The 23,724-nt window shown below is 38.5% G+C and carries 25 protein-coding genes and 1 riboswitch; of the genes, 21 read left to right on the top strand and 4 right to left on the bottom strand.

Translation table 11 applies throughout. The annotated features are described in order from the left end of the window. Positions 1-93 precede the first annotated feature (93 nt). The 11 genes from comGA (at position 94) to FGL72_RS07075 (ending at position 8,699) form a co-directional block, all read left to right on the top strand. Positions 94-1,050: a competence type IV pilus ATPase ComGA gene (gene comGA / locus FGL72_RS07125; RefSeq protein WP_012305043.1), complete on the top strand. Its 957-nt coding sequence runs from the start codon at positions 94-96 to the stop codon at positions 1,048-1,050. Then, complete coding sequence (locus tag FGL72_RS07120; RefSeq protein ID WP_004907502.1) at positions 1,028-2,044, top strand: type II secretion system F family protein; 1,017 nt, start codon at positions 1,028-1,030, stop codon at positions 2,042-2,044. The genes comGA and FGL72_RS07120 overlap by 23 nt, the downstream gene beginning before the upstream one ends. Continuing rightward, positions 2,041-2,364 carry a competence type IV pilus major pilin ComGC gene (gene comGC, locus FGL72_RS07115; RefSeq protein WP_004901262.1) on the top strand — a complete coding sequence of 108 codons (324 nt, stop codon included), beginning with the start codon at positions 2,041-2,043 and terminating at the stop codon, positions 2,362-2,364. Before FGL72_RS07120 ends, comGC begins: the two co-directional genes overlap by 4 nt. Continuing rightward, entirely contained in the window at positions 2,348-2,743 is a 396-nt protein-coding gene (locus tag FGL72_RS07110; protein WP_004901260.1) for a type II secretion system protein, read from the top strand. Before comGC ends, FGL72_RS07110 begins: the two co-directional genes overlap by 17 nt. After that, the gene (locus FGL72_RS07105) at positions 2,727-2,930 is read left to right on the top strand and encodes a hypothetical protein (protein ID WP_004904363.1); all 204 of its coding nucleotides are present in this window, start codon (positions 2,727-2,729) and stop codon (positions 2,928-2,930) included. The genes FGL72_RS07110 and FGL72_RS07105 overlap by 17 nt, the downstream gene beginning before the upstream one ends. Then, on the top strand, positions 2,884-3,339 hold the full coding sequence (locus tag FGL72_RS07100; RefSeq protein ID WP_223246023.1) for a prepilin-type N-terminal cleavage/methylation domain-containing protein: 456 nt from the start codon (positions 2,884-2,886) through the stop codon (positions 3,337-3,339). The genes FGL72_RS07105 and FGL72_RS07100 overlap by 47 nt, the downstream gene beginning before the upstream one ends. Next, positions 3,336-3,632, top strand: coding sequence for a hypothetical protein (locus FGL72_RS07095; protein ID WP_004901252.1), 297 nt, complete (start codon positions 3,336-3,338; stop codon positions 3,630-3,632). The genes FGL72_RS07100 and FGL72_RS07095 overlap by 4 nt, the downstream gene beginning before the upstream one ends. A gap of 31 nt (positions 3,633-3,663) precedes the next feature. Continuing rightward, a complete protein-coding gene (locus FGL72_RS07090; protein WP_085699793.1) occupies positions 3,664-4,674 on the top strand; it encodes a class I SAM-dependent methyltransferase in 1,011 nt (336 codons plus the stop codon). A 113-nt stretch (positions 4,675-4,787) separates the two neighbouring features. After that, positions 4,788-6,044 carry an acetate/propionate family kinase gene (locus FGL72_RS07085; RefSeq protein ID WP_048801814.1) on the top strand — a complete coding sequence of 419 codons (1,257 nt, stop codon included), beginning with the start codon at positions 4,788-4,790 and terminating at the stop codon, positions 6,042-6,044. Positions 6,045-6,155: 111 nt separating this feature from the next. Next, on the top strand, positions 6,156-7,478 hold the full coding sequence (locus tag FGL72_RS07080) for a glycoside hydrolase family 73 protein (protein ID WP_085699795.1): 1,323 nt from the start codon (positions 6,156-6,158) through the stop codon (positions 7,476-7,478). Between the two features lie 264 nt (positions 7,479-7,742). Next, positions 7,743-8,699 carry a GRP family sugar transporter gene (locus FGL72_RS07075; RefSeq protein WP_004901240.1) on the top strand — a complete coding sequence of 319 codons (957 nt, stop codon included), beginning with the start codon at positions 7,743-7,745 and terminating at the stop codon, positions 8,697-8,699. Positions 8,700-8,740: 41 nt separating this feature from the next. Here FGL72_RS07075 and greA read toward each other — a convergent pair whose 3' ends face one another. After that, positions 8,741-9,223 (bottom strand): transcription elongation factor GreA, encoded by a 483-nt coding sequence (greA, locus tag FGL72_RS07070; protein ID WP_004901238.1) that lies wholly within the window; start codon positions 9,221-9,223, stop codon positions 8,741-8,743. A 56-nt stretch (positions 9,224-9,279) separates the two neighbouring features. Continuing rightward, a complete protein-coding gene (locus FGL72_RS07065) occupies positions 9,280-11,889 on the bottom strand; it encodes a YfhO family protein (RefSeq protein ID WP_085699797.1) in 2,610 nt (869 codons plus the stop codon). 95 nt (positions 11,890-11,984) lie between these two features. Between FGL72_RS07065 and FGL72_RS07060 the strand changes: the two genes are divergently transcribed. Next, positions 11,985-14,033, top strand: coding sequence for a penicillin-binding transpeptidase domain-containing protein (locus FGL72_RS07060; protein WP_004901231.1), 2,049 nt, complete (start codon positions 11,985-11,987; stop codon positions 14,031-14,033). Positions 14,034-14,067: 34 nt separating this feature from the next. Here FGL72_RS07060 and FGL72_RS07055 read toward each other — a convergent pair whose 3' ends face one another. Continuing rightward, positions 14,068-14,685, bottom strand: a complete 618-nt coding sequence (locus FGL72_RS07055) for an NAD(P)H-binding protein (protein WP_004904357.1) — start codon at positions 14,683-14,685, stop codon at positions 14,068-14,070. Between the two features lie 64 nt (positions 14,686-14,749). Between FGL72_RS07055 and FGL72_RS07050 the strand changes: the two genes are divergently transcribed. The 9 genes from FGL72_RS07050 (at position 14,750) to FGL72_RS07010 (ending at position 21,796) form a co-directional block, all read left to right on the top strand. After that, positions 14,750-15,907, top strand: a complete 1,158-nt coding sequence (locus FGL72_RS07050) for an ATP-binding protein (protein ID WP_048801787.1) — start codon at positions 14,750-14,752, stop codon at positions 15,905-15,907. Further along, positions 15,904-17,073: a vWA domain-containing protein gene (locus FGL72_RS07045; RefSeq protein ID WP_085699799.1), complete on the top strand. Its 1,170-nt coding sequence runs from the start codon at positions 15,904-15,906 to the stop codon at positions 17,071-17,073. The genes FGL72_RS07050 and FGL72_RS07045 overlap by 4 nt, the downstream gene beginning before the upstream one ends. Positions 17,074-17,100: 27 nt before the next feature. Beyond that, a complete protein-coding gene (locus tag FGL72_RS07040; protein ID WP_004901213.1) occupies positions 17,101-17,397 on the top strand; it encodes a hypothetical protein in 297 nt (98 codons plus the stop codon). Then, positions 17,394-17,897: a hypothetical protein gene (locus tag FGL72_RS07035; protein WP_085699801.1), complete on the top strand. Its 504-nt coding sequence runs from the start codon at positions 17,394-17,396 to the stop codon at positions 17,895-17,897. The genes FGL72_RS07040 and FGL72_RS07035 overlap by 4 nt, the downstream gene beginning before the upstream one ends. A 60-nt stretch (positions 17,898-17,957) precedes the next feature. Next, positions 17,958-18,048, top strand: a riboswitch (TPP riboswitch). Positions 18,049-18,154: 106 nt separating this feature from the next. Next, positions 18,155-18,679, top strand: coding sequence for an energy coupling factor transporter S component ThiW (thiW, locus tag FGL72_RS07030; protein WP_004901207.1), 525 nt, complete (start codon positions 18,155-18,157; stop codon positions 18,677-18,679). Beyond that, positions 18,676-19,455: a hydroxyethylthiazole kinase gene (gene thiM / locus FGL72_RS07025; RefSeq protein WP_085699802.1), complete on the top strand. Its 780-nt coding sequence runs from the start codon at positions 18,676-18,678 to the stop codon at positions 19,453-19,455. The genes thiW and thiM overlap by 4 nt, the downstream gene beginning before the upstream one ends. Next, positions 19,448-20,278: a bifunctional hydroxymethylpyrimidine kinase/phosphomethylpyrimidine kinase gene (thiD, locus tag FGL72_RS07020; protein WP_004904352.1), complete on the top strand. Its 831-nt coding sequence runs from the start codon at positions 19,448-19,450 to the stop codon at positions 20,276-20,278. The genes thiM and thiD overlap by 8 nt, the downstream gene beginning before the upstream one ends. Then, on the top strand, positions 20,268-20,906 hold the full coding sequence (gene thiE / locus FGL72_RS07015; protein WP_085699804.1) for a thiamine phosphate synthase: 639 nt from the start codon (positions 20,268-20,270) through the stop codon (positions 20,904-20,906). Before thiD ends, thiE begins: the two co-directional genes overlap by 11 nt. A gap of 53 nt (positions 20,907-20,959) precedes the next feature. Further along, a complete protein-coding gene (locus FGL72_RS07010) occupies positions 20,960-21,796 on the top strand; it encodes a DUF368 domain-containing protein (protein ID WP_004904351.1) in 837 nt (278 codons plus the stop codon). A 33-nt stretch (positions 21,797-21,829) separates the two neighbouring features. Here the strand turns inward: FGL72_RS07010 and FGL72_RS07005 are convergent, their stop codons facing one another. Next, positions 21,830-23,629, bottom strand: coding sequence for a M3 family oligoendopeptidase (locus tag FGL72_RS07005; RefSeq protein ID WP_085699806.1), 1,800 nt, complete (start codon positions 23,627-23,629; stop codon positions 21,830-21,832). Between the last annotated feature and the right edge of the window lie 95 nt (positions 23,630-23,724).

The raw sequence follows: 23,724 nt of genomic DNA, 5'->3' as shown, positions 1-23,724 counted from the left end.
TTCAGATGCTTTCTTTTAGGGGATAATAATAAGATAAATTTGTTGTTGTCACGTATTATGCCATATGAAAGTTAGAAAGGTCGTAATATATGAATGGAAAAAATACTGAACGAAGCGATGTTAAAAGGTGTGAATGATATTTATATCTCGCCAACTAAGGAAGAAAAATATGTTATCAAGTTTCATGTTAATGGGAAACTGAAGATATCTAAGTATGTAGAGAATACTAACGTACAGCGGTTGATTGCATCAATTAAATATCGTGCTCACATGGATATTGCTGAGAAGCGAAGGCCGCAAATAGGGCGATTTATTTTTGGTAAGATTTGGATCCGCGTATCTACCGTAGGTGATTTTTTGAACCGTGAAACCGTTGTTTTACGATTTATTTATACCAATCAACAGCAGCAAAATTGGGTAGATGATGGTCAATTTAAGCAACTCAGAGCTGCCATACCAAATAGTGGATTGTTTGTTATTGCTGGACCCACGGGATCGGGGAAAACATCAACACTGTATCGCCTATTAAACAACATAGCAGCTGAGAAGTTAGTCTTGACGATTGAGGACCCAGTTGAAATTCAACAGCATCAATTTATACAATTGCAGGTCAATACGTCAGCACAAATGGATTACGATGCACTAATCAAAGTAGCGTTACGTCACCGTCCTGAAGTGTTATTAGTAGGCGAAATACGAGACACTGCTACTGCAAAAGCTACGATACGTGCAGCGCTTAGTGGTCATCTAGTGTTCAGTACGGTTCATGCTATGTCAGCACGTGATGTTGTTTTACGTCTATTAGATCTTGGTATCAAATCGGAGCAATTGAAACTAGCGCTTGGTGGTGTTGTCTATCAACGCCTAATTACAACTATATCTGGAACTCAAGCAGCGCTTATTGATTATCTGTCAGAAGGGTTAATTAAGCGTATTATAGCGGGAGAATCGGTTGAAAAATTTTCTAATATGTGGCGAGAGACACTCCAATACGCGCTTAAACACAATATTATATCCAAGGCGGTCTATGAAACATACAAAGCGATTTAAACAACAGCAGCAAATAGTATTTTTTCAATCACTCGGCGCTTTATTACAATCTGGGTATGATATGGCACAAAGTTTAGACACACTATTTTTAGCACACCATTCATGGCGTTCTTGGTTATCTGATATCCAGAAAGATTTAGCAGCAGGTCAGTCATTTTCGGATAGTCTTAGACCATATGTTAGCCTAGATATTTTGTTACAGCTCCGATTAGCAGATCAGCATGGCAATTTATCTGAATCCCTAATACTAATTGGAAAAAATTTAAGGCAAATACAACGACAAAAGAATAAAATCAAACAAGTTATGCGTTATCCTATGATACTACTTATTATTTTAGGCGCACTGTTAGTAGGCATTAAATATTTTATTTCACCAATATTGAATCAGTGGCAAAATGTCGATATGTCAGAAAATAAGTCACTTTTTGTCTCAATGCCGTTTGTTGTAACAACAATACTTTTAATTGTTAGTGTTATGGTAATGATATGTTGGTTTAAAATTAGTTCTCGAAAAAAATTGCTTATTTTGGTTAAACTACCAATTATTGGTGCAATTATAAGAACAATTGTAACGTATCAAGTTTCACAACAGTTGACGGTATTGCTGGCTAATGGTTTAACATTACCACAAGTATTAGAATCATTATCTGATGTTCCTCAGCGCAAAGTATTGTCAAAAACAGCATCAGTCATAATTGCTCATGCGAAACAATATTTGGCAGATGGCGAGTCTGTTGAAAACTATATTTTAAGACAAACTTATTTTAATGAGTCACTGGCAGGTTACTTTGCTCGTGGACAAGCACCTAAAATTATTGCAAAGCATCTATCATATTATGCTAAAACTCAATTTGAAATGGCTATGAGACAAATTGATCGACTCATTAACACGATACAACCGATTTGTTTTGGTGTAATTGGGCTGTCAATCATCGGTGTCTATATGTCTATGTTGTTACCCATGTACCAATCTATAGGAAGGTTGTATCAATGAATTTTAAAAGATTACAATGCAAGCATTTATCATCTGGATTCACACTAATTGAATCAGCTATTGTACTGTTTATCATCAGTCTCTTAATGTTGTTAATTTTACCCAATCTAAACACACAACGCCAAAAGGCTGTCGAAACACATCAGGTAGCAATGGTATCGACTATTCAGACACAAATTGATTTATATATTAATGACCATCCAGACAAGAAAAATGTCACAATCGAGGAATTGAAATCAGCCGGTTACTTGACGTCAAAACAGGCACAAAAGGCTAAAGAGTTAAAGATAGTAATTGCTAATAATGAAGCACATAGATAAAGGATATACGTTAATTGAATCGCTGATTGTATTAGGTATTATTGCGGGGGTGATTACTTTTGGCGTACAGAATTCGCTACCACAAACATCAAATATTAACCATTGGGAAACGGCTTTTCACTCGAATTGGCAACATGTTCGTCTTACTGCGCAACAAAAGCAGCAAAAATGCTATGTTTGTTTTAAAGAAAAATCTGTTGCAATGGCTCATGCTAATTTGATTTATCCTAAGGGGTATCGCCACAAAGGACAGCAACAATTAGATATTTTACCCACAGGCTATGTCGCACCGACTACTGTAACATTAACTAATGGGTCAGCATACATAAAAATTATTTTTAGTTTTGGTGGAGGAGAATATCGTGTGGAAAAATCGTAGATCTGCCTTTATCTTGACGGAGGCATTATTATCATTATTCTTGGTGACGGGATTGAGCATATTTGAATATCAGCAAATTGCTAACTTTAAACAGCAAGAAACGAAATTAAAAGCGCAATATGAGGATGCTACTAAATTTCGTGTTATTTCAGCAAAAAAATGGCGAGATTATATTAGTGGGCGATAGAAAAGGTTTCACTTTAATTGAATCCCTATTATCGTTTGGTATTATAGCATTGCTCTTACTCACAATGCAGTTGGTGTTGCCAATGTTTAAGTATAGAAGTGAGTTGTCTTCAGATATGACATTAAACATAATTGTGCATCAACTAGCAGCGCAAAAATACTTGCTTGCTGATAGATTCCCAGACCAGATAATATTAGAAAATAGTGAAGGTAAAAAAATGATATTAAAAGTAGACAATCAAAAACTTAAGTTACTAGGCGAGGGTGCTGGTCAAATTATTTTGATGAATAATATCAATAAAATGAAGATAGTTCGTCATCAAGGATACACAGACATAACTGTGGTAAACAACAAGGGACAGGTAGCAACAGATATACTCTTTTTAAAAGAAAGTAAAGCGGCCAAATGATACGTGTAGAAGCAACAATTACTGTCACAACGGTCATAATGTTAGCAATGTTGAGCTTTGGTTTACTATTACAAAACAATGCGTTTAATGCGCAACTATCTAATCGCCGACAAATGATTTTGGCAGTCGAATTAGATCGGCTTCAATTAGAAGCAAGTCTTGAGTTTGCAAAGTCTGGGCACCGTCACCAAAAAATTGATCAGCATGACATTATGATAGATGGGCAAAAGATAACTATCAAAATAGGGTCACGCTATCACAATAGAGATTTATTGGCAGTGACATCTTCTTGAAAACACAGGTGAAAGACGCTAAAATTAAGCTATGACACAAGAAAAAATAGCACAATACTTTGATAATTTAACGGCAATAACGACTGATTTTTCTAAAGATGTTGACATGAATTTTACAGATGCACTTGTTGAAATACTTGAAGACATCAATGATGGATCTGTTCATGTCGATGCTAATAAACCTAATTCAGTTATAGTTGAGCAAATACAAACGTTAACACAATCGCTCAGGCAAGATAAACTGTCAGCTGATGATTTGCGTAAACTATTACAACTTGTTACGCTCAAAGTTCATCGTGAAGATAAAGTACCCGCCAATTCTCAAATTACACCCGATGGTATTGGTTATTTGTTATCGGATTTTCTATTACAAACTGCGGCACTCAAAACGGGTGATACCCTAATAGACTTTAATGTTGGTACAGGAAACTTACTCAACACAGTTAACAATTTGTTAGTAGATAACGGCATTACAGTTGCTCGAATAGGGATTGATAATGATAGTAGGCAGTTAGCGTTAGCTTCAGCGGTTGATGGCTTGATTAACGATAGAACAACTAGTTTTTATGAGGCAGATGTCGTTCAATTAGAAGACACACCAAAGGCTAAGGTTGTTATAGCTGATTTACCAGTAGGCTATTATCCAATGGCAGCACCGAGTTATTATGCCACACAGCTAGCCAATGGACAGTCAATGGTACATCAACTATTAATAGAAAAGAGTCTAGACTTTTTAACGCCTGATGGTTGGGCATATTTGCTTGTTCCAGCGGATGTACTATCGGGAACTGATTCAAAAAAATTGTTAGGCATGCTTACAGCAAAGGCACAAATTAAAGCATTTTTACAATTACCGAACAATTTTTTTCAAAACCAGAGTGCTGCGAAAGCTATTTTAGTGATTAGAAAAAAGCAGGCAGAGAATACTGGTGACATTTTAATGGGACAATATCCACCACTGAAAGATGTGGATAATTTAAAAAAATTTTTGCAAGATATCAAGGCTTGGGTTAAACTGGATAGAGAAAAGAATGAAGCGTGAGATTGTAAACATCGCCTAAATGTATGGCAAAGTCTACTGAATTATTTTTGTCTTATATTTTCAACATGCGTCCAGTCAAGAAACGTTTAAGAAAGACAGGTAAAAATCATATTATGGCTAAAACAATGGCTGTTAACGCCGGCAGTTCTTCGCTAAAGTTTCAATTATTAGAGATGCCAGCAGAACAAGTAATTGCACAAGGTGTTATCGAGCGAATTGGGATGGATGACGCTATTGTGACAATTAAGTACGGTTCAGAAGTGCAGGGTGAACGTTTAATTGGTAACTCTGAAGATGATGACCATATTGTTATTTTAAAAGACGGTAAGGGGCACAAGTATGAAAATGTGCTGGCGATTAAAGATCATCAGCAGGCCATTAATTTCATGCTTCAAAAGTTAACAGATTTAGGCATTATTGAAGATTTTAATGAAATTACAGGTGTTGGACACCGTGTCGTAGCTGGTGGTGAATGGTTTAATCATTCTGTTGTTGTGACCGATGCCGTTTTAGAAAAAATTGATCGTCTTGCCGATTATGCACCCTTGCACAATCCAGCTAATGCCATGGGAATTCGTGCCTTTCAGAAGCTTTTACCCAATGCGCTATCTGTTGCCGTATTCGATACATCATTTCATCAGACGATGCCCGAAGAAAACTATCTCTATCCGTTGCCTTATGAATACTATACGCGCTATGGGGCACGTAAGTATGGTGCTCATGGTACCTCGCATCGCTATGTGGCCTCTCGTGCGGCAACTATGCTTAAGCAGCCGTTAGAATCACTTAAACTCATCACATTACATTTAGGTGCCGGTGTATCTATTACTGCTATTAAGGATGGTAAGTCATTAGATACATCTATGGGCTTTTCACCGCTAGCTGGCGTAGCAATGGCTACGCGATCTGGAGATGTTGATACATCACTAGTTTATTATATTCAAGAACGAGAGGGCTTATCAAATGACGAGATGCTGACTATTTTGAATAAAAAATCAGGTTTATTAGGTTTATCAACAATCTCATCTGATATGCGTGATTTATTAGACGTTCAGGACACGAATGATCATGCGCGGTTGGCTGTCGATATTTTTGTCAATCGTATTGTTAAGTATGTGGGGCAATATATTGCCGAAATGGGTGGCGTAGATGCGTTGGTATTCACAGCTGGTATTGGTGAAAATTCATCTCCAATTAGAAAAAGAATTATCGATCGTTTAGCTTATTTTGGTATACAATTAGATTCAGTAGCTAATGAGAAGCGTGGTGAAGAAATTGAAATCTCAACAAAGGACTCACAGGTCAAGGCGCTATTAATACCAACTAATGAAGAACTAATGATTGCACGCGATGTAGAAGCGTTAAAGTAATCTTCTCTTAATCTATCCCATAAAAAAATATGCTAAAATATAACAAGTCGACTAGTATTAATGATACTGGTCGCTTTCATTATTATGATAATTTATTTTAGAGGATAAACTATGGAATCTCGAAAACAACGGCATCAACATGAAATAAAAGCAGCAGAAGCTTTAGATGCCACACAAAATAGTACATCAAATAATCCATTTGCTGGACCAATAGGCGGTGGCCGTGGGCCACACAAAAAGCGATCTAAAAAGTCTAAATGGCTAACGGCATTTTTGGCCGTTATTGTTGTTGTGGGCTTTGTACTAGTTATTAAGGCACTTTTTACGGATAACAATGCTGCTTTAAACCCACAGGATACCACTTTTAAAACTGTCAAAATTAATGATGGTTCCACGGCCATGCAAATGGGTCAAACACTAGAAAATAAAAAAATTATTAAGAGCGCCAAAGCGTTTTACAAGTATGCTATGTCTCAAGGAGCAGAAAAGTTACAAGCCGGAACGTATCATCTATCACCTTCACAAACGATACAGTTAATTTATCAACAGATGGTGAGTGGTCCGACAGCTGAACCGAGTCTACCAAAGGGGTATGTCATGGTCAGCGTTGGACAATCTGCTAGTCAAGTTGCTAAAAATGTTTCTGATAAGGTCAAGAATGTCTCAGAACAGTCTGTCTTAACAGCACTTAATGATAAAAAATTAATCGCTAAGATGTATCAGAAGTATCCAGATTTGTTGCGAGGTGTTAATCAATCAGATACGCAGGATGCCAAATTATTAGACTATATTTATCCACAAGCCTTTAATTTAACAAATGCTAAAAATGCTAGTGATGTTGTTGAAACAATGTTAAAAACTTCTGATACAACAATGCAACCATATTATAAAACGTTAAAAAGCAATGGTTTGGCAACGCCAAATGTTATGGCATTGATTGCTACTTCTGGTAAATCGGAATTTGAACGACGCTTAGCTTTTGTTAAAAAAATTGCTCCTTATGCACAAGAGTTGTCCAAAAAGTATGGGATCTTAGCTTCAGTTTCTATTGCACAAGCAGCCCATGAATCGAATTGGGATAACTCTAAGTTGTCATCAAAGTATAATAACTTTTATGGTGTTAAAACACAAGATACCACACCAGGTAAGTCAGTTGTTCTAGACACTACAGAATATGTGGACGGCAAACCTGAAACACAACAGGCACGTTTTGCTGTCTATGATAGTTGGAAGGACAGTATGCGGGAGCATGCTGAAACAATTGTGAATGGTAATTCTTGGAACCCTAATCAATTTAAGGACGTTTTATCAGCTAAAAATTATAAACAGGCAGCTAAGGCGCTCTACGATGATCATTATGCAACAGATGTTAACTATACTAAATTACTCATTAATGTAATTGAAACTTGGAACATGCAAAAATATGATAAATAAATAAAATAGGCTGATGAGTGAAGTCACACTCGTCAGCCTATTTTTAATAGATCATCATGAGTTTTTTCATAAAAAATACGCGATAATCAAGTTAAAGCAGCTATCAGCTTGTATCTCATTTTAATATATAGAGAGATTGTGATGTAAGTTACAAGAATAATGATGAAAACGTTTACAAAATTTCCTAAAAAGACTTGTGTAAACGTTTTCATTCGTGTAAAATAGTTTTTGTTAATCAAACACGATGAAGGAGTATTAGATATAATGAATGCAGCAATTTTGTTGGCACTTGTGCCTGCATTAGCTTGGGGATCAGTTGGTCTCGTCAATACAAAAATGGGTGGCTCAGCTGGGCAACAGACATTAGGCATGACATTTGGTGCGCTATTATTCGGACTAGCCACTATGTTTTTCTATGTGATGCCACACCATGCCTATTTAGGAAAAGAAATTTGGACAGTGGGCGTCGCATCTGGTCTTGTGTGGGCAGTTGGTACTGCCGGCCAATTCTTGGCAATTAAAGATTTAGGTGTGTCCTTGGCTATTCCATTGTCTACTGCTGGTCAAATTGTTACAAATGCTTTAATGGCAGCAGTGGTGCTTGGCGATTGGAAAACAGGGAAGATGTGGGCTATCGGTGTGATATCGATTATTGCCGTTGTTATTGGTGCAACACTTATTTCTGCGCGTGATAAGGCATTAAATTCAGGCATTGAAAGCCAAGCGAAAAGTATGACTAAAGGGTTAGTGTATCTAGCTATCTCGACTGTTGGGTATATGTTTTATTTCGTATTACCTAATTTTTTGAATAAAATTGGCTATATTTCTGATACCATTAAAGCTAAGAATAATGGTGTTGACTATATGACTGCAATCGTTGGGCCTCAAGCGATTGGACAAGTAATTGGTGCATTTTTGATTGTTATCTTTGTGTTAAAAGAAGCGGATAAAATGTTTAACAAACCAACATGGAAAAACATTTTGACTGGGTTAGTTTGGGCGACTGGTAATATATTTATGTTTATTTCAGCCGCTAACCCAGCCATCGGTCAAACAATTGCAACGACGTTCTCACAATTAGGTATCATTGTGGCAACATTTGGCGGTATTTATCTATTAGGCGAAAAGAAGTCTAATTACCAAATGAAGTTAATAATTATTGGCACAATACTAGTTGTTGTCGGTGCAATTATTATTGGAAATATTAATCAGTTTGCATAAAGAAGTAATAAAAAGGACTTGCTAACAGCAAGTCCTTTTTATTACTTTTCAACTTTTAGAATTTCAACGTCAATACTTTCACCACTTGGTAGCGGAACAGAGACTTTGTCGCCAACTTTTTTATCAAGTAGTGCAACTGCCATAGCTGATTCATTAGAAATTTTACCAGCCAACGGATCAGACTCAGTTGAACCAACAATTGCATACGTTTCAGGTTCTTCATCGGGTAGTTCCTTGAATGTGACAGTCTTACCGAGGGACACAACATCTGCAGCTGTTGCGTTTGGGTCAATAATTTCGGCATTTTCAATCATTTTTTTCAATGTGAGAATGCGACCTTCAACGAAAGCTTGTTCATCTTTAGCAGATTGATATTCAGAGTTTTCAGATAAATCACCGTATGAACGTGCAATTTGAATGCGATTTGTAATTTCTGGGCGTTGACGTGTAATGAGATCTTCCAATTCAGCTTGGAGCTTATCGCGTCCTTCAGCTGTCATTGGAAATACTTTTTCTTCTGACATAAAAAGATTCCTTTCAATTTTGCGTATTTCTCGCAAATAATAGCAAGACGAGCATATCATGCAGAGCGTTTTCTTGCAAGCATTTTATAATAAAACTGGAATATGCCTAAAATCAGGACAGCAGTGCCTGTTAACATGACACCTAGCCAGAAAAAAGGTGGTGTATATTTAAAGGTGACATGATGCTTTCCAGGGGCGGTTCGCACAGCGATAAAGTAATTGGCCACTTTTTCTGTTTTGACACGTTTTCCATCAACCAGCACTTGCCAGCCAGGTGTGCTAGGAATAGTTGTCATAAGTAGGGGTTGTTGCTTAGTTGTCGTGATATTGCCAGTAATCTTATTGTCGCGATATTCATCGATAGTTAGGGGATGTGCTTTTAACTGATTAACTTGTTGCTGGAAATTATCTTGCGATATGCGGTATAAGGTAACATTGTTTAATAACAACGAGCGAGTTTGTTTAAAACGTATGGTAACAGTTTGTGGTTTATTTTTAACCTGTGAGGCCAAATTAATAATGACAGTATGGCGGTAAGAATTAAACTGTGTAATCACTTGGCCATTAATGAGTAAATCAAAATCTTTAATCGGTAAGCCACTACCAAGTGTTAAATAATAGCTATCATTGGTTTTTGGATTAAACGTGAGGTCAAGGCTAGCTGGCTCGTTGGGTTTGTTTTTTACCAATAATGCATCCGTAATTGTAGCTGGCGTATTGACGTTATGGCCAACGGCTTGGCTGAAATTTTCTGCCGTCACTAAGGGTGCTTTTTGAGCGTTTAGTCCTTGCCAGATATTATTTTGGTTCTGCATAGGGTTATTTAGTAGCATTGCTGTTTTGAGTACAGTATCGCTAGCTGCAAAAGCCAGTGGCAGCGCGTATGGATTTTCCCATACACTTGTTTTGTCTGTTACTGCTTTAAGATGATACTTTGATGTATCAGGCCGATAACCAATCAAATGTGTACTTGGATCACCGGGCAAGTGTTTATCTTGATTATTTGGGGCCACAATGTATTTCATATCTAACAAGGCATCCGATAATAAACTACCATTACTATAAGCAACGTAGTTATCACCATCTGGTTGACCTATATTACCAAAGAAAGTAGGTGTTGCCTTTGGTAGCGTTGAACTGAAATGTGAACCACCATAAAAATCTAGCATCATACTATCGCCGCGTGTACGTTGAAAGGTTTGTGCTATCCGATAAAAAGTTCGATCTGTTTTAATTTTTTTGATGGCAGGTGTAAGTGATTTAATTGTTCTTTGATATTCAGTGTTTGTGAGGTAGGAAAAACGGTTGAGTGTTAGCAAAACGTTGACGACTAGCATGAGAACGGTAAAAGAGAGCAATAACCACTGATAGCGATGATGTGATGGAAACATCAGTTGCGCAAGTATAAGCATAGCTAAAATCGCAAATAACGATATACTACGTTGATCGATGTAGCTGAGATGATGACTTTGTTGATAAGCGTAAAAAGTGATAGTAATGATACATACGAGACTTAATGAGCTACTCATAAGATTTAATGGTTGATTTGGTTGCCAAGCCAACGCGCCTAAATAAATGAACATGAAGCTAATTAGAAAACTAAAACGATAGGGATACCAGACAGGATATTGCATACCGTGGAATATAATTGTTAAAGGGGCCCAGGTTGTTGCGATTAATAGAATACCAAGAAGCAATAGTGCGCCTATTTTAATGCGCCAATGAACCGTTTTGACAACAAAAAAGCCAATGACTGTAAACAATATAAAAGCAGAGACGAAAAAATTAGCTTGTCCACTTTGCATTTGATTGAAATCGAAACTACCTGGAATTAGTTTCAGGATTAATTTAACGGGATCATTGTCAAATTTGAAAGACCAATTCGTATTGTATTGGGCCTTACCTAGTCGTAATTGATAATATGTGGGTAATATCAGCCAAGCACTTAAAGCACCAGCAAGTAAGCTACCGTAAACAAAATGTTTGATTACTTGCCAGCGCTGCTTAATTTGGTTTGGCCAAGTTAAACGCCAAATAAAATACAATATAACAAATAATGTAATCATGTAGCCAATGTAATAGTTACTGGTAATGGTTAGACTTAAAATTAGGGCATAGCGCCACCAATTATTTTGTTTGAAAAGAGCCTCGATTTGTACAATCAGTATTGGGAGTAATATGGCAGCATCTAACCAGAGCAGGTTTAAATCGTTGGCGATAAACCACCCAGATAAAGCATAATTAACGGCAAATAATGTGATGTAGTAACCGCGTTGCAACTGTAGTTGTTTTAAAAGCCAAGCCATACTTAAGCCAGCGCTACCAAATTTCAGTACGGTAACAAATAATATGGCAGAGGGTAAGTGCACAATTGGCGTGAATAAATAGATGACATTAAATGGGCTCATAAGGTAGTAAGCCCATTCGCCGAGCATATCACCACCTAGCGCATTACTAAATGAATAGAAAAAACTTGTAGGATGGGATAAAAATGTGTGTTTGAAAGCAGCAAATTGGTCAATATATTGTTGGCCTAGATCAACTGTTAAAATAGAGTTTGGTCCAAATGGCGCCATACCCCGATAAACAAAATAACCCAGTATTACTAAAGCTGGGAGCCAAAAGCTAAGTGCTAATGGTGAAATAAAGTAGTGTTTTTTATTCATGTTACTAATATACCAAATTTTTAGTCTTTTTTAGCGCGAAAACAGGATTTGTGGTAATCTAGTTTAAGTAACTTATTGATAAATTGGGGTCAAATATGAAGCGTAATCCTTACTTAGAAGATCGTGATAAAAAAAATAGTGCTAGTGGTAATCTACCCGTACGTTTAAACATATTATTGGGTATTTCACTCACCTTAATGATAGCACTCATTATTCAGTTAGCATTTCTGACAATCAAACAAGGTGCATATTATCAGGGAGAAGTAAACCGTAGTGATGAAACCATTGAAAAGGGTAACGTTCCGCGCGGTATGTTCTATGATGCAACTGGAAAAGTTATTGTTGGTAACAAGGCACAGGCTGCTATTACGTTTACACGTGGGACGGCAGTGACAGCACCAACAATGCGGCAAACGGCTATTAAGCTTGGGAAAATAGTAGCAGTTGATACACAGCGGCTAAGTGAGCGGGCTAAAGTTGACTTTTATTTAGCCGATAACAAAAATAATACAAAATTATCGGCCATTATGGTCAAAAAATATCAGAAACAGAAGAGTACGCTGACGCCAGACCAAATTAATAAATATATGGTGGCTTATGTACAGCAAAATCACTTAGCTGATAACGTTGATAGCAATGCTGCCATGATTTTCCAGCGCATGAGTGGCGCTTACACATTATCAACTACTTTTATTAAAGAATCAGGGGTAACGAACACAGAGTTAGCTGAAGTTGGCGAGCGATTAAGTGACTTTCCTGGTGTGAAGCTTGGAACAAGCTGGTCACGCCAATATCCTGAGGGGGATGAATTTAAAGCCTTGGTTGGTACAGTAACCAATGAGGCGACAGGTTTGCCAGAAAGTAAGTTACACACACTTTTGGCACAAGGCTACTCACAAAATGAGCCGGTTGGTAATTCTAGTTTAGAAATGGGCTATGAATCAATTTTGAAAGGCTCAGCATCTCAAACCCTAGTGACAACTGGCAGTAATGGTCAGGTTAAATCATCACAAATTAAATATAACGGGCAAGCCGGTGATAATGTCAAATTGACAATCAACGCACGTTTCCAAAGTGAGGTTCAAAAGATTTTGGAAGACAATGTGCCTGGCGGTGATGTGGAAGGCGCTTATGCGACAGTCATTAATCCTTTCACTGGCGGTATTTATGCAATGGCAGGTGTTGATCGCAATTACGAAACGGGTCAAAAAACGGCTGACCCATTAGGTAATATGAATCATGCAATTGTGATGGGATCTGTTGTTAAGCCAGCAGTGATGGCAACAGCCTTTCAAAAAGGGGTTATATCACCTAGTAACACAGTGCTAAATGATCAAGCGATTAAAATTGCTGGGACACCTGAAATTACCTCTTACTGGAACAAATCCGGAGCACCAGTGCCTATTGATGCTGGAACCGCATTTGAGCGTTCTTCCAACACTTATTTTGTACAGTTAGGTATGAAAATTGGTGGTCAAACCTATAGTCCAGGATCACCATTAGCTTTGCAACCAGATGCCTTTCAAACATTACGCAATGGGTTTGGTCAGTTTGGACTAGGTACTAAGACTGGAATTGATATTTCTGGTGAGACCGCTGGTTATCGCGGACCAACGACCGGTGAGGCACGTGGAAAGTATTTGTATGCCTCGTTTGGACAATATGATTCTTATACGACTTTACAATTAGCGCGTTATGTATCAACAATTGCTAATGGTGGTTATCTTGTAGCGCCACATGTCGTTGGAGCTGTCCAGCAAAGCATGCCAAATAGCGATACGCAAAAAACTGTTTGGACCGCAACACCAAATATTCAAGGCCAAGTTAATCTTACCGCTGATGAATGGCAAGTCATTAAAAATGGTATGGAACGTGTAGCCAATGGTTCCGATCCTTGGAACACGGGTGGTAGCGATATGCACAAATTACAGCCCCATGTTTACGCAAAAACAGGAACTGCGGAAACCAAAACTAATGGACATGATACGTATACTGAATCAATGGTAGCTTACGTACCAGGCCAACCATTTGCTGTTGCAATGGCCATTCCGGGTATGAATAACTACTTAGATGGTACTAACGGTAAGATATCAGCTAAAATTATTGATGCTTATTGGAAATATGTTGCCGAAAAACCAAAGTAAAATTAAAACACGAGCCACTTTAGTGGCTCGTGTTTTAATTTGTTTTATTAGAAATAGCAACAGACATGCTATTGTAGGTTGTCGGATTTAAAATAATTTGCGTAATAAATTCAGCAACACTTACTCGGGTAACCGGACCACCTTGAATTATTTCTTTTGGATCCGTTTGAATAGTTAACTGTTGCATGATATTATCATCAATTAATTCATTTGGACGAATAACTGTATAGTCTAAACCAGAAGTCATAATCCTTTTCACAGCTGCGGCCTGATCACCCATGTAGGTATTTTCATTATCTGTTGTGCCGAGTATATTTGCCCATAAATCACTTTGTTTTTGAGGTAATTCATCATGAACACCAACCGTGGCAACCCAAATTAAGCGGCGCACGCCAGCTAGATGCATAGCATTAACAACACTGTTAGCGGCTGTTTTTTGTCGTCCTTCTGCACCGATATTTGCATAAACGATATCAATATCTTTTAACATAGAGACTAACTGCGTTTCATTGACAGCGTCAAGTGTTTGAATATTCTTGTCAGAACGTCCATGTAATGAAGTTAAAGTAGATTGTACATCGGTATTAGCTAACATAGGGACGACGAGTTTAGCAATCTGACCGTTAGCACCGAGAATAAGTAGTTTTGTCATGTCTTTATTTTAGCATGAAAAACAAATTAGCGGTAAAATTGAGTTAAGTAAAAGAGGGCAAAATATGGCATTATCATTTCAACAACTATTAACAGCTGTGCCTTTGATCTTAAAGGGTGGCAATGTGCCAACAATTGTTGGCGAAGCGGGGATTGGGAAATCAGCACTTGTACAAACTGTTGCTAAGCGTTTAAATGCAACACTATTTACAACAGTGGTATCACTATCTGAAAAAGGGGATTTAGCGATACCTATACCACCATTAACTGATGCAGCTTTTATAACGACGAAAAATTATGGTCGTTTAGCGGATGTTCAATTTGGTTATACCCATACGTTGATTCAAATTATTCAACAAGCTGAGGCCAACCCAGAAAAACCCATCATTTGGTTTCTAGATGAATTCAATCGTGGGTCACAAGCTGTGCAAGGTGAGCTCATGAATTTGGTTTTACAGCGTCAGATAAATGATTTGATTTTACCCCAAAATGTCAAATTAGTTCTAGCAGAAAACCCAGATGATTCGATGACTGGGTTTGAAGACTCAGAATATGCTGTGCAGACTTCCGATGCTGCCATTAAAGATCGTACCACGCGTTTGGTTATGTCGGTTTCAGTGACTGATTGGTTAGATTGGGCTAAGCAAGAACAAACTCAGCATCGAGAGCACATTCATCCACTGGTAAGACAATTTATTTCGCAGCACGCCACGCTCTTATATCCAGAAGTCAGACAAATTGACTTGAACCCAACGCCGCGCGCATGGCAACGTGTATCTGATAATTTGTACGAGTTACGACAACTAGCAACGCCTATGCAAGACCAACTGCTATTTGATATTGTGGCTGGTGATTTAGGCCATCAAGTTGCTACGCAATTTGTGACGTTTGTTCGTGAACAGACACCTAGTCTAACGGCAGCAGATGTTTTTGAGACAGAACCGGTGGGACCGCAGTTACCTAAGACAATTCGATTAACGTTTGAAAAACTTTCCGATATTCAAAAATTAAGCGTTATGAAGACATTATTATTAACAGCTAATATGACTACTGATAATAACGCTGGGCGATTTAGTGAATTATTAGGTTTGGTATCACCAGATGGGCAATATGCTTTAGTTAAGCAAATGACAAGTGCCCCGATTTTAGATGATTTGTATGCTTCTGATGCGCATTATGCCAATGTTTTGTATCAGCAAATTATGGATATTGCGACACGATGACAAATTTAAATAACAATCTGATTGTTGATGGCATCAAAACACTTTTAGATGTTTCACCGCTGTATGGTAATATTGTGATGAATTTAGCACGCGATGATGACGAAAAAGCATTGACGGCCTTGCAGCTGAGATGGCAAGCACATCGTTGGTTTTTGATTGTGAATCCAACCCGATTTAACCGTCAATTTAGTAATCATAATCAAGTTGCATTAGCATTGGCTCATGAGGCATTACATATTGTTTGGGCTCATCCAACTCGCTATGCTTTTGATAGAAAGCAACGTCGTCAATTGGTTAATTTAGGAACGGATATAGCAGTCAATCAATATTTGCCATCACATTTAGGTGACCTGCCAGAGGCCATCACGTTACAGACCATCTTGGGGATTTATGGTAAGCTGTTACCACCATATCAAGATTCTGCGCAGTATATTGCACAACTGGCGGAACTCGATGATAAGTTATTACCACAATATGCTGGCAATTATTCAGGCCATGAAGAATGGCAAAGTGCTGGTGTATCATTAGATGAAGCCGAGGCAGCATTAGAGACAGTCATCAGACAGGCACAAAAAGATGCACAACGTTCCGGTCGAGGACAGTTGCCGGGAAGTATCCAGCAACGGATTGATGAAATTATGGTACCCAAACGTCATTGGCGAGCGATTTTACGTGCAGGATTAAGTGCTATACCTAATCGCCGTAAAACAACACGTGCACGATTTAACCGACGTCAAGCCTATCGTTTAGATTTGCCAGGAGAACTCAGTACTTATGCATTACAATTGATAATTTTTGTTGATAATTCTGCTTCGATATCTAATCACCAAGTGAGTATGATGTTGGCGCAAGTGGCACAGATTACGAAGCAGTTCGATGCAAATATACAAATATTTTCTTTTGATACAACAGTGCATGTTGTTAAGCGTATTAAACAATGGGTCAGACATGCAGGTGGGGGTACATCATTTCAATGTATCTTTGATATGCTTGTAGCAAAACACTATGAGCCAATGCGGACCGTTATCGTTATTTTAACCGATGGTGATGGTGAGCACACTGCTTTATCAACAAATTTTCATCAAGTATATTGGCTATTACCTCGTGGAAAGCGCTTAAGTATTAAGCAACCATTTGGAAAAATGATACCAATTGATTTGGCATAGGAGGTGAGGAAAATTTTAAGCGAACATATGGATAAAAAATTAGAGCCGATGGATTTACGTAGCTTTATTGATAAAGACAGTCGTTTCAGACGCGCCGAGGCAATATTGACAAATCAATGGGAGTCACTTTTATTAAATGATTCATGGGGCGTTAGTATGATGACGCAGGCTGATATAACCTTTGCGAAAAAGCTTGCTGCTGCCCATGTTATTAAACCTGAGGTTGATTTGACAACTTTTTCTGGTGTACAACACTTTATTTTATCTCATCAAGCACGTTTATCATCAAATGTCGTGAATGCGTTAAAGGAGCCATTCTTATGAAAATCAATTTAATTTTAACACCGGAACAAGAACCTGCAACATTACTTGCAATGCAAGCGCAACATGCAGACAACTTTTTTTATTTGGGTAAAGAGTCACAACTAGCTGGAACAAACGTCTTGTTGTTGGACGCTCCTGACTTGGTTGCGAAATTTCAGAGACCAATGTCTTTTGATAGTCGCATCGTTAAGTCGCCCATAGTTGGCGATGTGGTACATCAAATTGCTTTTCAAAGCAAAGAACATAACGATGAATTAATCAAGCAACTCGTGCCGAACCACGCAATTTTAGCGCAAAATAGTAATGGTAAAGCTGACTTCATGCTATGGACTTTTTGGCCGGATCACGATGCACTAGCTGATTTTTTAGCCAGTGATTTATTTGCACAAATGAAACACTTAATGAAAAACCCATATACTACAAGTTATAGTCGGGTGACCTCTGAATCACAATTATCATTGACGCAGCAAATGCGTGATTTTGATGATAAAACATGGTAAGCCTTAAATTGAATCTTGCATATCGTGTTAAGCTAGGTTACAATTATGCCATAAACTAAATAAACCTATCTGGGGTGCCTTTATTGGCTGAGAAATACCCATTGAACCTGATCGTGGTCATGCGCGCGAAGGGAGATACACTAATGGTACTAATAAAGCACGTTTTTTTGGTAGCCGTTACTTATTTCCAGCGTAAATAAGTAGCGGCTTTTTGATTGCTCATATGGTGGCATGCTAATAGGTAAAAGGAGTATGTTTTGGAGATAACAGTAAAATCGGGTAGCCATAAAACATTACGTCAAATCAGCATAGCTGGTGTGTTAACCGCACTATCGTTTGCAACGTCTAGTATTGTTGTATTACCTAATATGGCCCCTTTTCAACATTTTTTTAACGTTATTACAGCTGTACTATTAGGACCCTGGTATGCAATTGGTGTTGCCTTTTTAACAGGTGGCTTGCGGATGGTATTAGAAGGACGCCCAATTTTAGCTATTACAGGCGCGGTTTTTGGTGCAGCGCTAGCTGGTCTATTATATCGTCTAACGGACAACTACCTAGCCGCGGTTCTGGGTGAAATCGTTGGAACAGGCATTATTTCAGCTATTGTTTCCGCGCCAATAATGACTTGGCTTTATCATGTTAAAGTACCACATTTTTATTTTTATATACCGTTTTTTCTGCCAGCATCGGTTTTTGGTGCCATACTAGCTTATTTGTTTTTAAAAGCTGTGGCGGGCACAAAAATTTTGTCGCAATTGATTGGAGAATTAAAAATATGAAGTTATCAACATTAAAAGAAACAACACCTTTAGTATTTAATTATGCTAACTATGTGACACCGCAGTTTGTTGCAAATGCTGTTAATGTTATTGGTGGCTCGCCAATTATGGCACGAGAAGTGGCAGAGTTTTCGGATCTCGTTGCTGTCAGTGATGCCGTGGTAGTTAATACTGGTACCTGGCGACGAGCAGAGCTGCTTGAGACAGTAAAGCTGATACAAATTGCCAATCAAACAAAGACAGTAGTGGTTTTGGATCCTGTTGCGGTAGGTATACCGTCTAGAAGCGTTCCTGTTCAAGAGTTGCTCACAAATAGTAAAGTTGATATTATTCGTGGTAATGCTGCCGAAATTGCCTGGTTTGCTGGCATCGATTTTGCCAGTCATGGTATTGATGCCGTTGGATCAGGAAATATAGAGCAGATTGCACAGTTAGCTGCGAATAAAACCGGCGCAATTATTGCAATGAGTGGCCCTAGCGATGTTATTTCTGACGGTAAAACAACGCGTGTGCTACCAGTTAACGTACCATTACTAGCTAGCAATGTTGGTACGGGTGATGCATTATCAGCTATAATCGGAGCATTCAACGGTGATGAAATTTCTATGGACAACACTGTTCGTGCTATGGCTATGATGAAATTAGCTGGTTTAACAGCAAGCCACAAAGTAACCACACCTGGTTACTTTGCTAATCAGGTATTAGATGAATTATACTTATTATCAGAAAGCAAGCTTGAAACATTTATTGCAAAGGAGGTGAAAAAATATGAATGATACACCGCAGGCTATGACAATAGCTGGCACAGATTCAAGTGGTGGCGCAGGTATGACGGCAGACTTAAATACATTTTCAGCTCAAGGTGTTTATGGGGCAAATATTGTGGTGTCGGTGACGGCACAAAATACTTGTGGTGTTCAAAAAGTCCAAATGATTACACCAGATATGATTATGGCACAATTGTCAGCTGTTGCTGATGATTTGAAAATTCGTGCGGTGAAAACGGGCATGTTAGGCGATACGGCCACGGTTGAAACGGTGGCAAAAGCAATGACTAAATTTAACTTTGGGCCGTTAATTTTAGACCCTGTTATGGTTGCTAAAGGTGGCGCACAGCTATTAACTGATGAGGCTGTTTCAGCAGTGAAAACACTGTTGATGCCTTTGGCAACACTAGTGACACCGAATCTACCTGAAGCAGAAGTATTAACTCATCTATCAATTAAAACCACAGATGATATCATGCTGGCTGCACAACAGTTACAGACGTTGGGCGCAAAAAATGTGCTACTAAAGGGCGGCCACGGGGATGCACCAATTGTTTTAGATTATATTTTGTTGGCAGATGGTCGTCATTTTTGGCTAAGGACAAAGCGCTTTAACACAGCACGGACGCATGGTACTGGCGATACAATTTCCGCTGCGATTACAGCACAACTCGCACTAGGACATGATTTAGAAACTGCCATTATTGCTGCCAAGACTTATGTTGATGCAACTATTCGTGATGGTATTTTGGTTGGTCATCGCTATGGGCCGTTAAATCACCTAGCCCAAAGTACAATAAAAAACCAACCAGAGGTGATTTATGATATTTGATAAGACGATGTTAGCTCGGTATTTCATTATGGGCACACAAGATGTTGCTGACGAAGCAGAATTTTTAAGAATCTTAAATAAGGCATTGCGAAGTGGAATTACCCTATTTCAGTATCGTGAAAAAGGGCAAGGTGCGTTAGTTGGGCAAAAAAAGTTACAATTAGCAAAGCAAGTACGCGCACTAACAGCGCAATATCATGTCCCTCTGGTAATCGATGATGATATGGCATTAGCACACGCCATTGCTGCTGATGGTATTCATTTTGGTCAGGATGATGGTCGGCCAGTTGATAATATTAAACAATCTGGCAATTTGTTTGTCGGTGTTTCCGTGTCTAACCAGCAAGAATACCAGCGAATTGCTCATGTAGCGGGTATTGACCATATAGGTGTCGGCCCAATATTTGCAACAACGAGTAAGTCAGATGCCAAACCGCCAATTGGCATATCTGGACTCAGCCAATTGATTCGCATCGCGCATCACCCAATTGTAGCTATTGGTGGGATTCAACGTGATAATTTATCGAAGGTTTTATCAACGGGCGTAGACGGGGCAGCGGTGATTAGCATGATTAGTCAAAGTGAAGATATCCAAAAAACATTAGCAGATTGGCGCAACAGGACATAATGAGAAAAAACATATTTAATGAGTATATTCTAAAAATATGTTAGGCTATTATTATGGAAAATCAAATCATTAAAAATTGGATTAGCCGTTTTGTTAAGGGTATATTTATCGCACTTGGTTTTATCTTACCAGGCGTATCAGGTGGTGTACTCGCAGCAATACTTGGTTTGTATGAACGTATGTTAGATTTTATGGCTCATGTACGTCAAAATTTTAAGCGTGACTTTTGGTATTTCTTGCCGGTTGGTCTTGGTGGCATTGTAGGTATTATTTTGCTTAGCAATCCGTTGTCCTACTTGTTGACGACTTATAAGGCAGTTGTTTTGTGGGGATTTGCTGGGGCAATTGTGGGGACTTTACCAACTTTGTTTAAAGAAAGTAGCAAGACAGGTCGTCATTGGTCTGATTGGTTGGTATTGTTTGCCACAATTATTATTGGTGGTGTGTTCTTATATAATGTCGCAGGACTAGTTGGCCAATTACCAGTTAATTTCTTTTCTTGGTTACTTGCTGGCGGCTTAATTGCATTAGGGGTCATTGTACCTGGTTTAAGCCCTTCTAATTTTCTGCTGTATCTCGGGTTGTTTAAGCCAATGATTCAGGGTTTTAAGCGTGCTGATCCGGGGGTTTTCATCCCCATCACACTAGGTGGTTTAGTGACACTTCTTTTACTATCAAAGATTATGCATTTTTTGATTAGACAGTATCATGCGAAAGTGTATCATGTGATTTTAGGAATTGTTATTGTCTCAACTGTATTAATTATTGTGCCACCAGTTGCCGATTATAGTGGTTTTAATCTGGTCAGTGGCATTGCTAGTGCGTTATTATTCTTGATAGGTACTAGTATAGGCCTATGGATGAGTCAGTTGGAAGAAAAATATAAATAAACAAAAAGCCAAGCATTGTGCTTGGCTTTTTGTTTAAATAAATTGTTCCGACAATCTCAAAAAGTCGTTGATGTCTTGTTGAATCAGGTCAGCACCTGCTTGCCAGAAATCAGGTTGCGTTAAATCAACACCAAGATGTTTTTGTGCCAGTGCTTCTGAAGTCATGTTAGCTGTGTCGCGAAGCAGCGCAATATACTTATCTTCAAATCCATTAGGATCTTTTTGGGCTTCAGCATAAATGCCAGCTGAGAATAAATAACCAAAGGTATACGGAAAATTATAAAATGGCACGGAATCGATAAAGAAATGTAGTTTTGAGGACCAAAAATGTGGATGGCGTATATCTAGGATGCCATCAAACGCCGAAATTTGAGCCTCATCCATCAGTGCATTAAGTTTTTGCGGTGTAACGACGCCATGCTGACGTTCTTTATAAAAAGCATCCTCAAATAAAAAGCGTGCATGAATATTTAAAAACATGGCAATAGGGTTTGTCATTTTCGCATCAAGCAGCACGAGCTTTTCGGCATCAGAAGTTGCTGCCTTAACATTTGCATCGTTAACAATTAACTCAGCGAATGTTGAGGCTGTTTCAGCCACATTCATCGCATAGGCATCACGCCAAAGAGGTAAATCCGTTAGCTGTGCAGAATGAAAAGCGTGTCCTAATTCGTGTGCAATTGTTGCTGCATCATTGACAGAGCCAGTGTAAGTCAGGAAAATACGGGATTCATGCAAATCAGGAACAGATTCCATATAACCACCTGGTTGCTTGCCAGGACGATTTTCAGATTCTATCCAACGCTTTTCAAATGCCATTTTAGCAAAACTAGCCATTTTAGGAGAAAATTTGCCAAACTGTGTCACAATAAAATCTGCTGCATCGTCATAAGACACTTCGGCGGGTTGATAATTACCAATGGATGTCAGTGGCGCAACTTGATCTTGCCAGCCAAGTTGCGTTAAACCGAGCAGTTGTTTTTTACGTTCAAAATAAGGCTTGAACATGGCTTTATTATTATCAACAACCGACCACATGGCATCTAGTGTTGCTTGGGACATACGATTCATTTCTAATGGCTGTTCTAAGTGTGATTGACGACCATGTGCCTTTTGATTAGTTAAACGAAAACCTGCCAAATGATTGAGTGTATCAGCAGTTAAGTTTTCAGCATTGCCCCACATTTTCTCATAATTTGTCATAATGTTGGCACGCGTTTTGTTATCGGGTTCGCCATCTAACATATTGAGTGCTTGTCCTGCAGAAATGCGACGTGTTTTGCCGTCATTGTCATCTGTATAAGTCATCGATAAGCCGGATGAAATTGTATCATAGTGCTGTGACCAAGCTTGCTGACCGTCTAAATCAAATTGGTTGATTAATGTTTCAGTTTGGTCATCGAGTAGTCGCTTTGCATCAGTTCGCAATTCGCTAAGGTAAAAAGCGATTGGTTCTAAGCGAGGTGTTTTTAGTACATCTCTAAACGCTGATTCGTTCAAGCTTAACAATAATTTTTTGAATTTGTTCATGGGTGTAGCAAAATCAGCAAACAGTTGACCCAGTTTAGCAAAATGAGGGCCATAAATACTGTTGCCATAATCAACTGAAGCCCAACCATTAATGAAAATACTGATTGTGCCCAACCCAGAACCAATTTTTTGTGCTAAATCAGATAAATCGGCAAGGCTATCAGCTGAAGTTTCTGCTGATGTGAGGTCCTGCTCAAACAATTTAATATCCTGTGCTACTGCTTGATATTTTGCCTCTAAAGCTGGTGAACTGATGCCGCCGGGATAGATACTTTCTAAATCCCAGGTCTGTGAGTAACCCATGTTTATACCTCTTTTTGACTTTCTTTTTAGTATACCATTTTTCATGATGAGTATATTGCAAGTAAATGAATTTATTATCATATCAGTAAGTGATT

The organism is Leuconostoc citreum, assembly GCF_007954785.1.
Taxonomy (GTDB): Bacteria; Bacillota; Bacilli; order Lactobacillales; family Lactobacillaceae; genus Leuconostoc; species Leuconostoc citreum.
The sequence above is the reverse complement of the archived record's forward strand: the minus strand, read 5'-3'. Positions and strand labels throughout refer to the sequence as shown.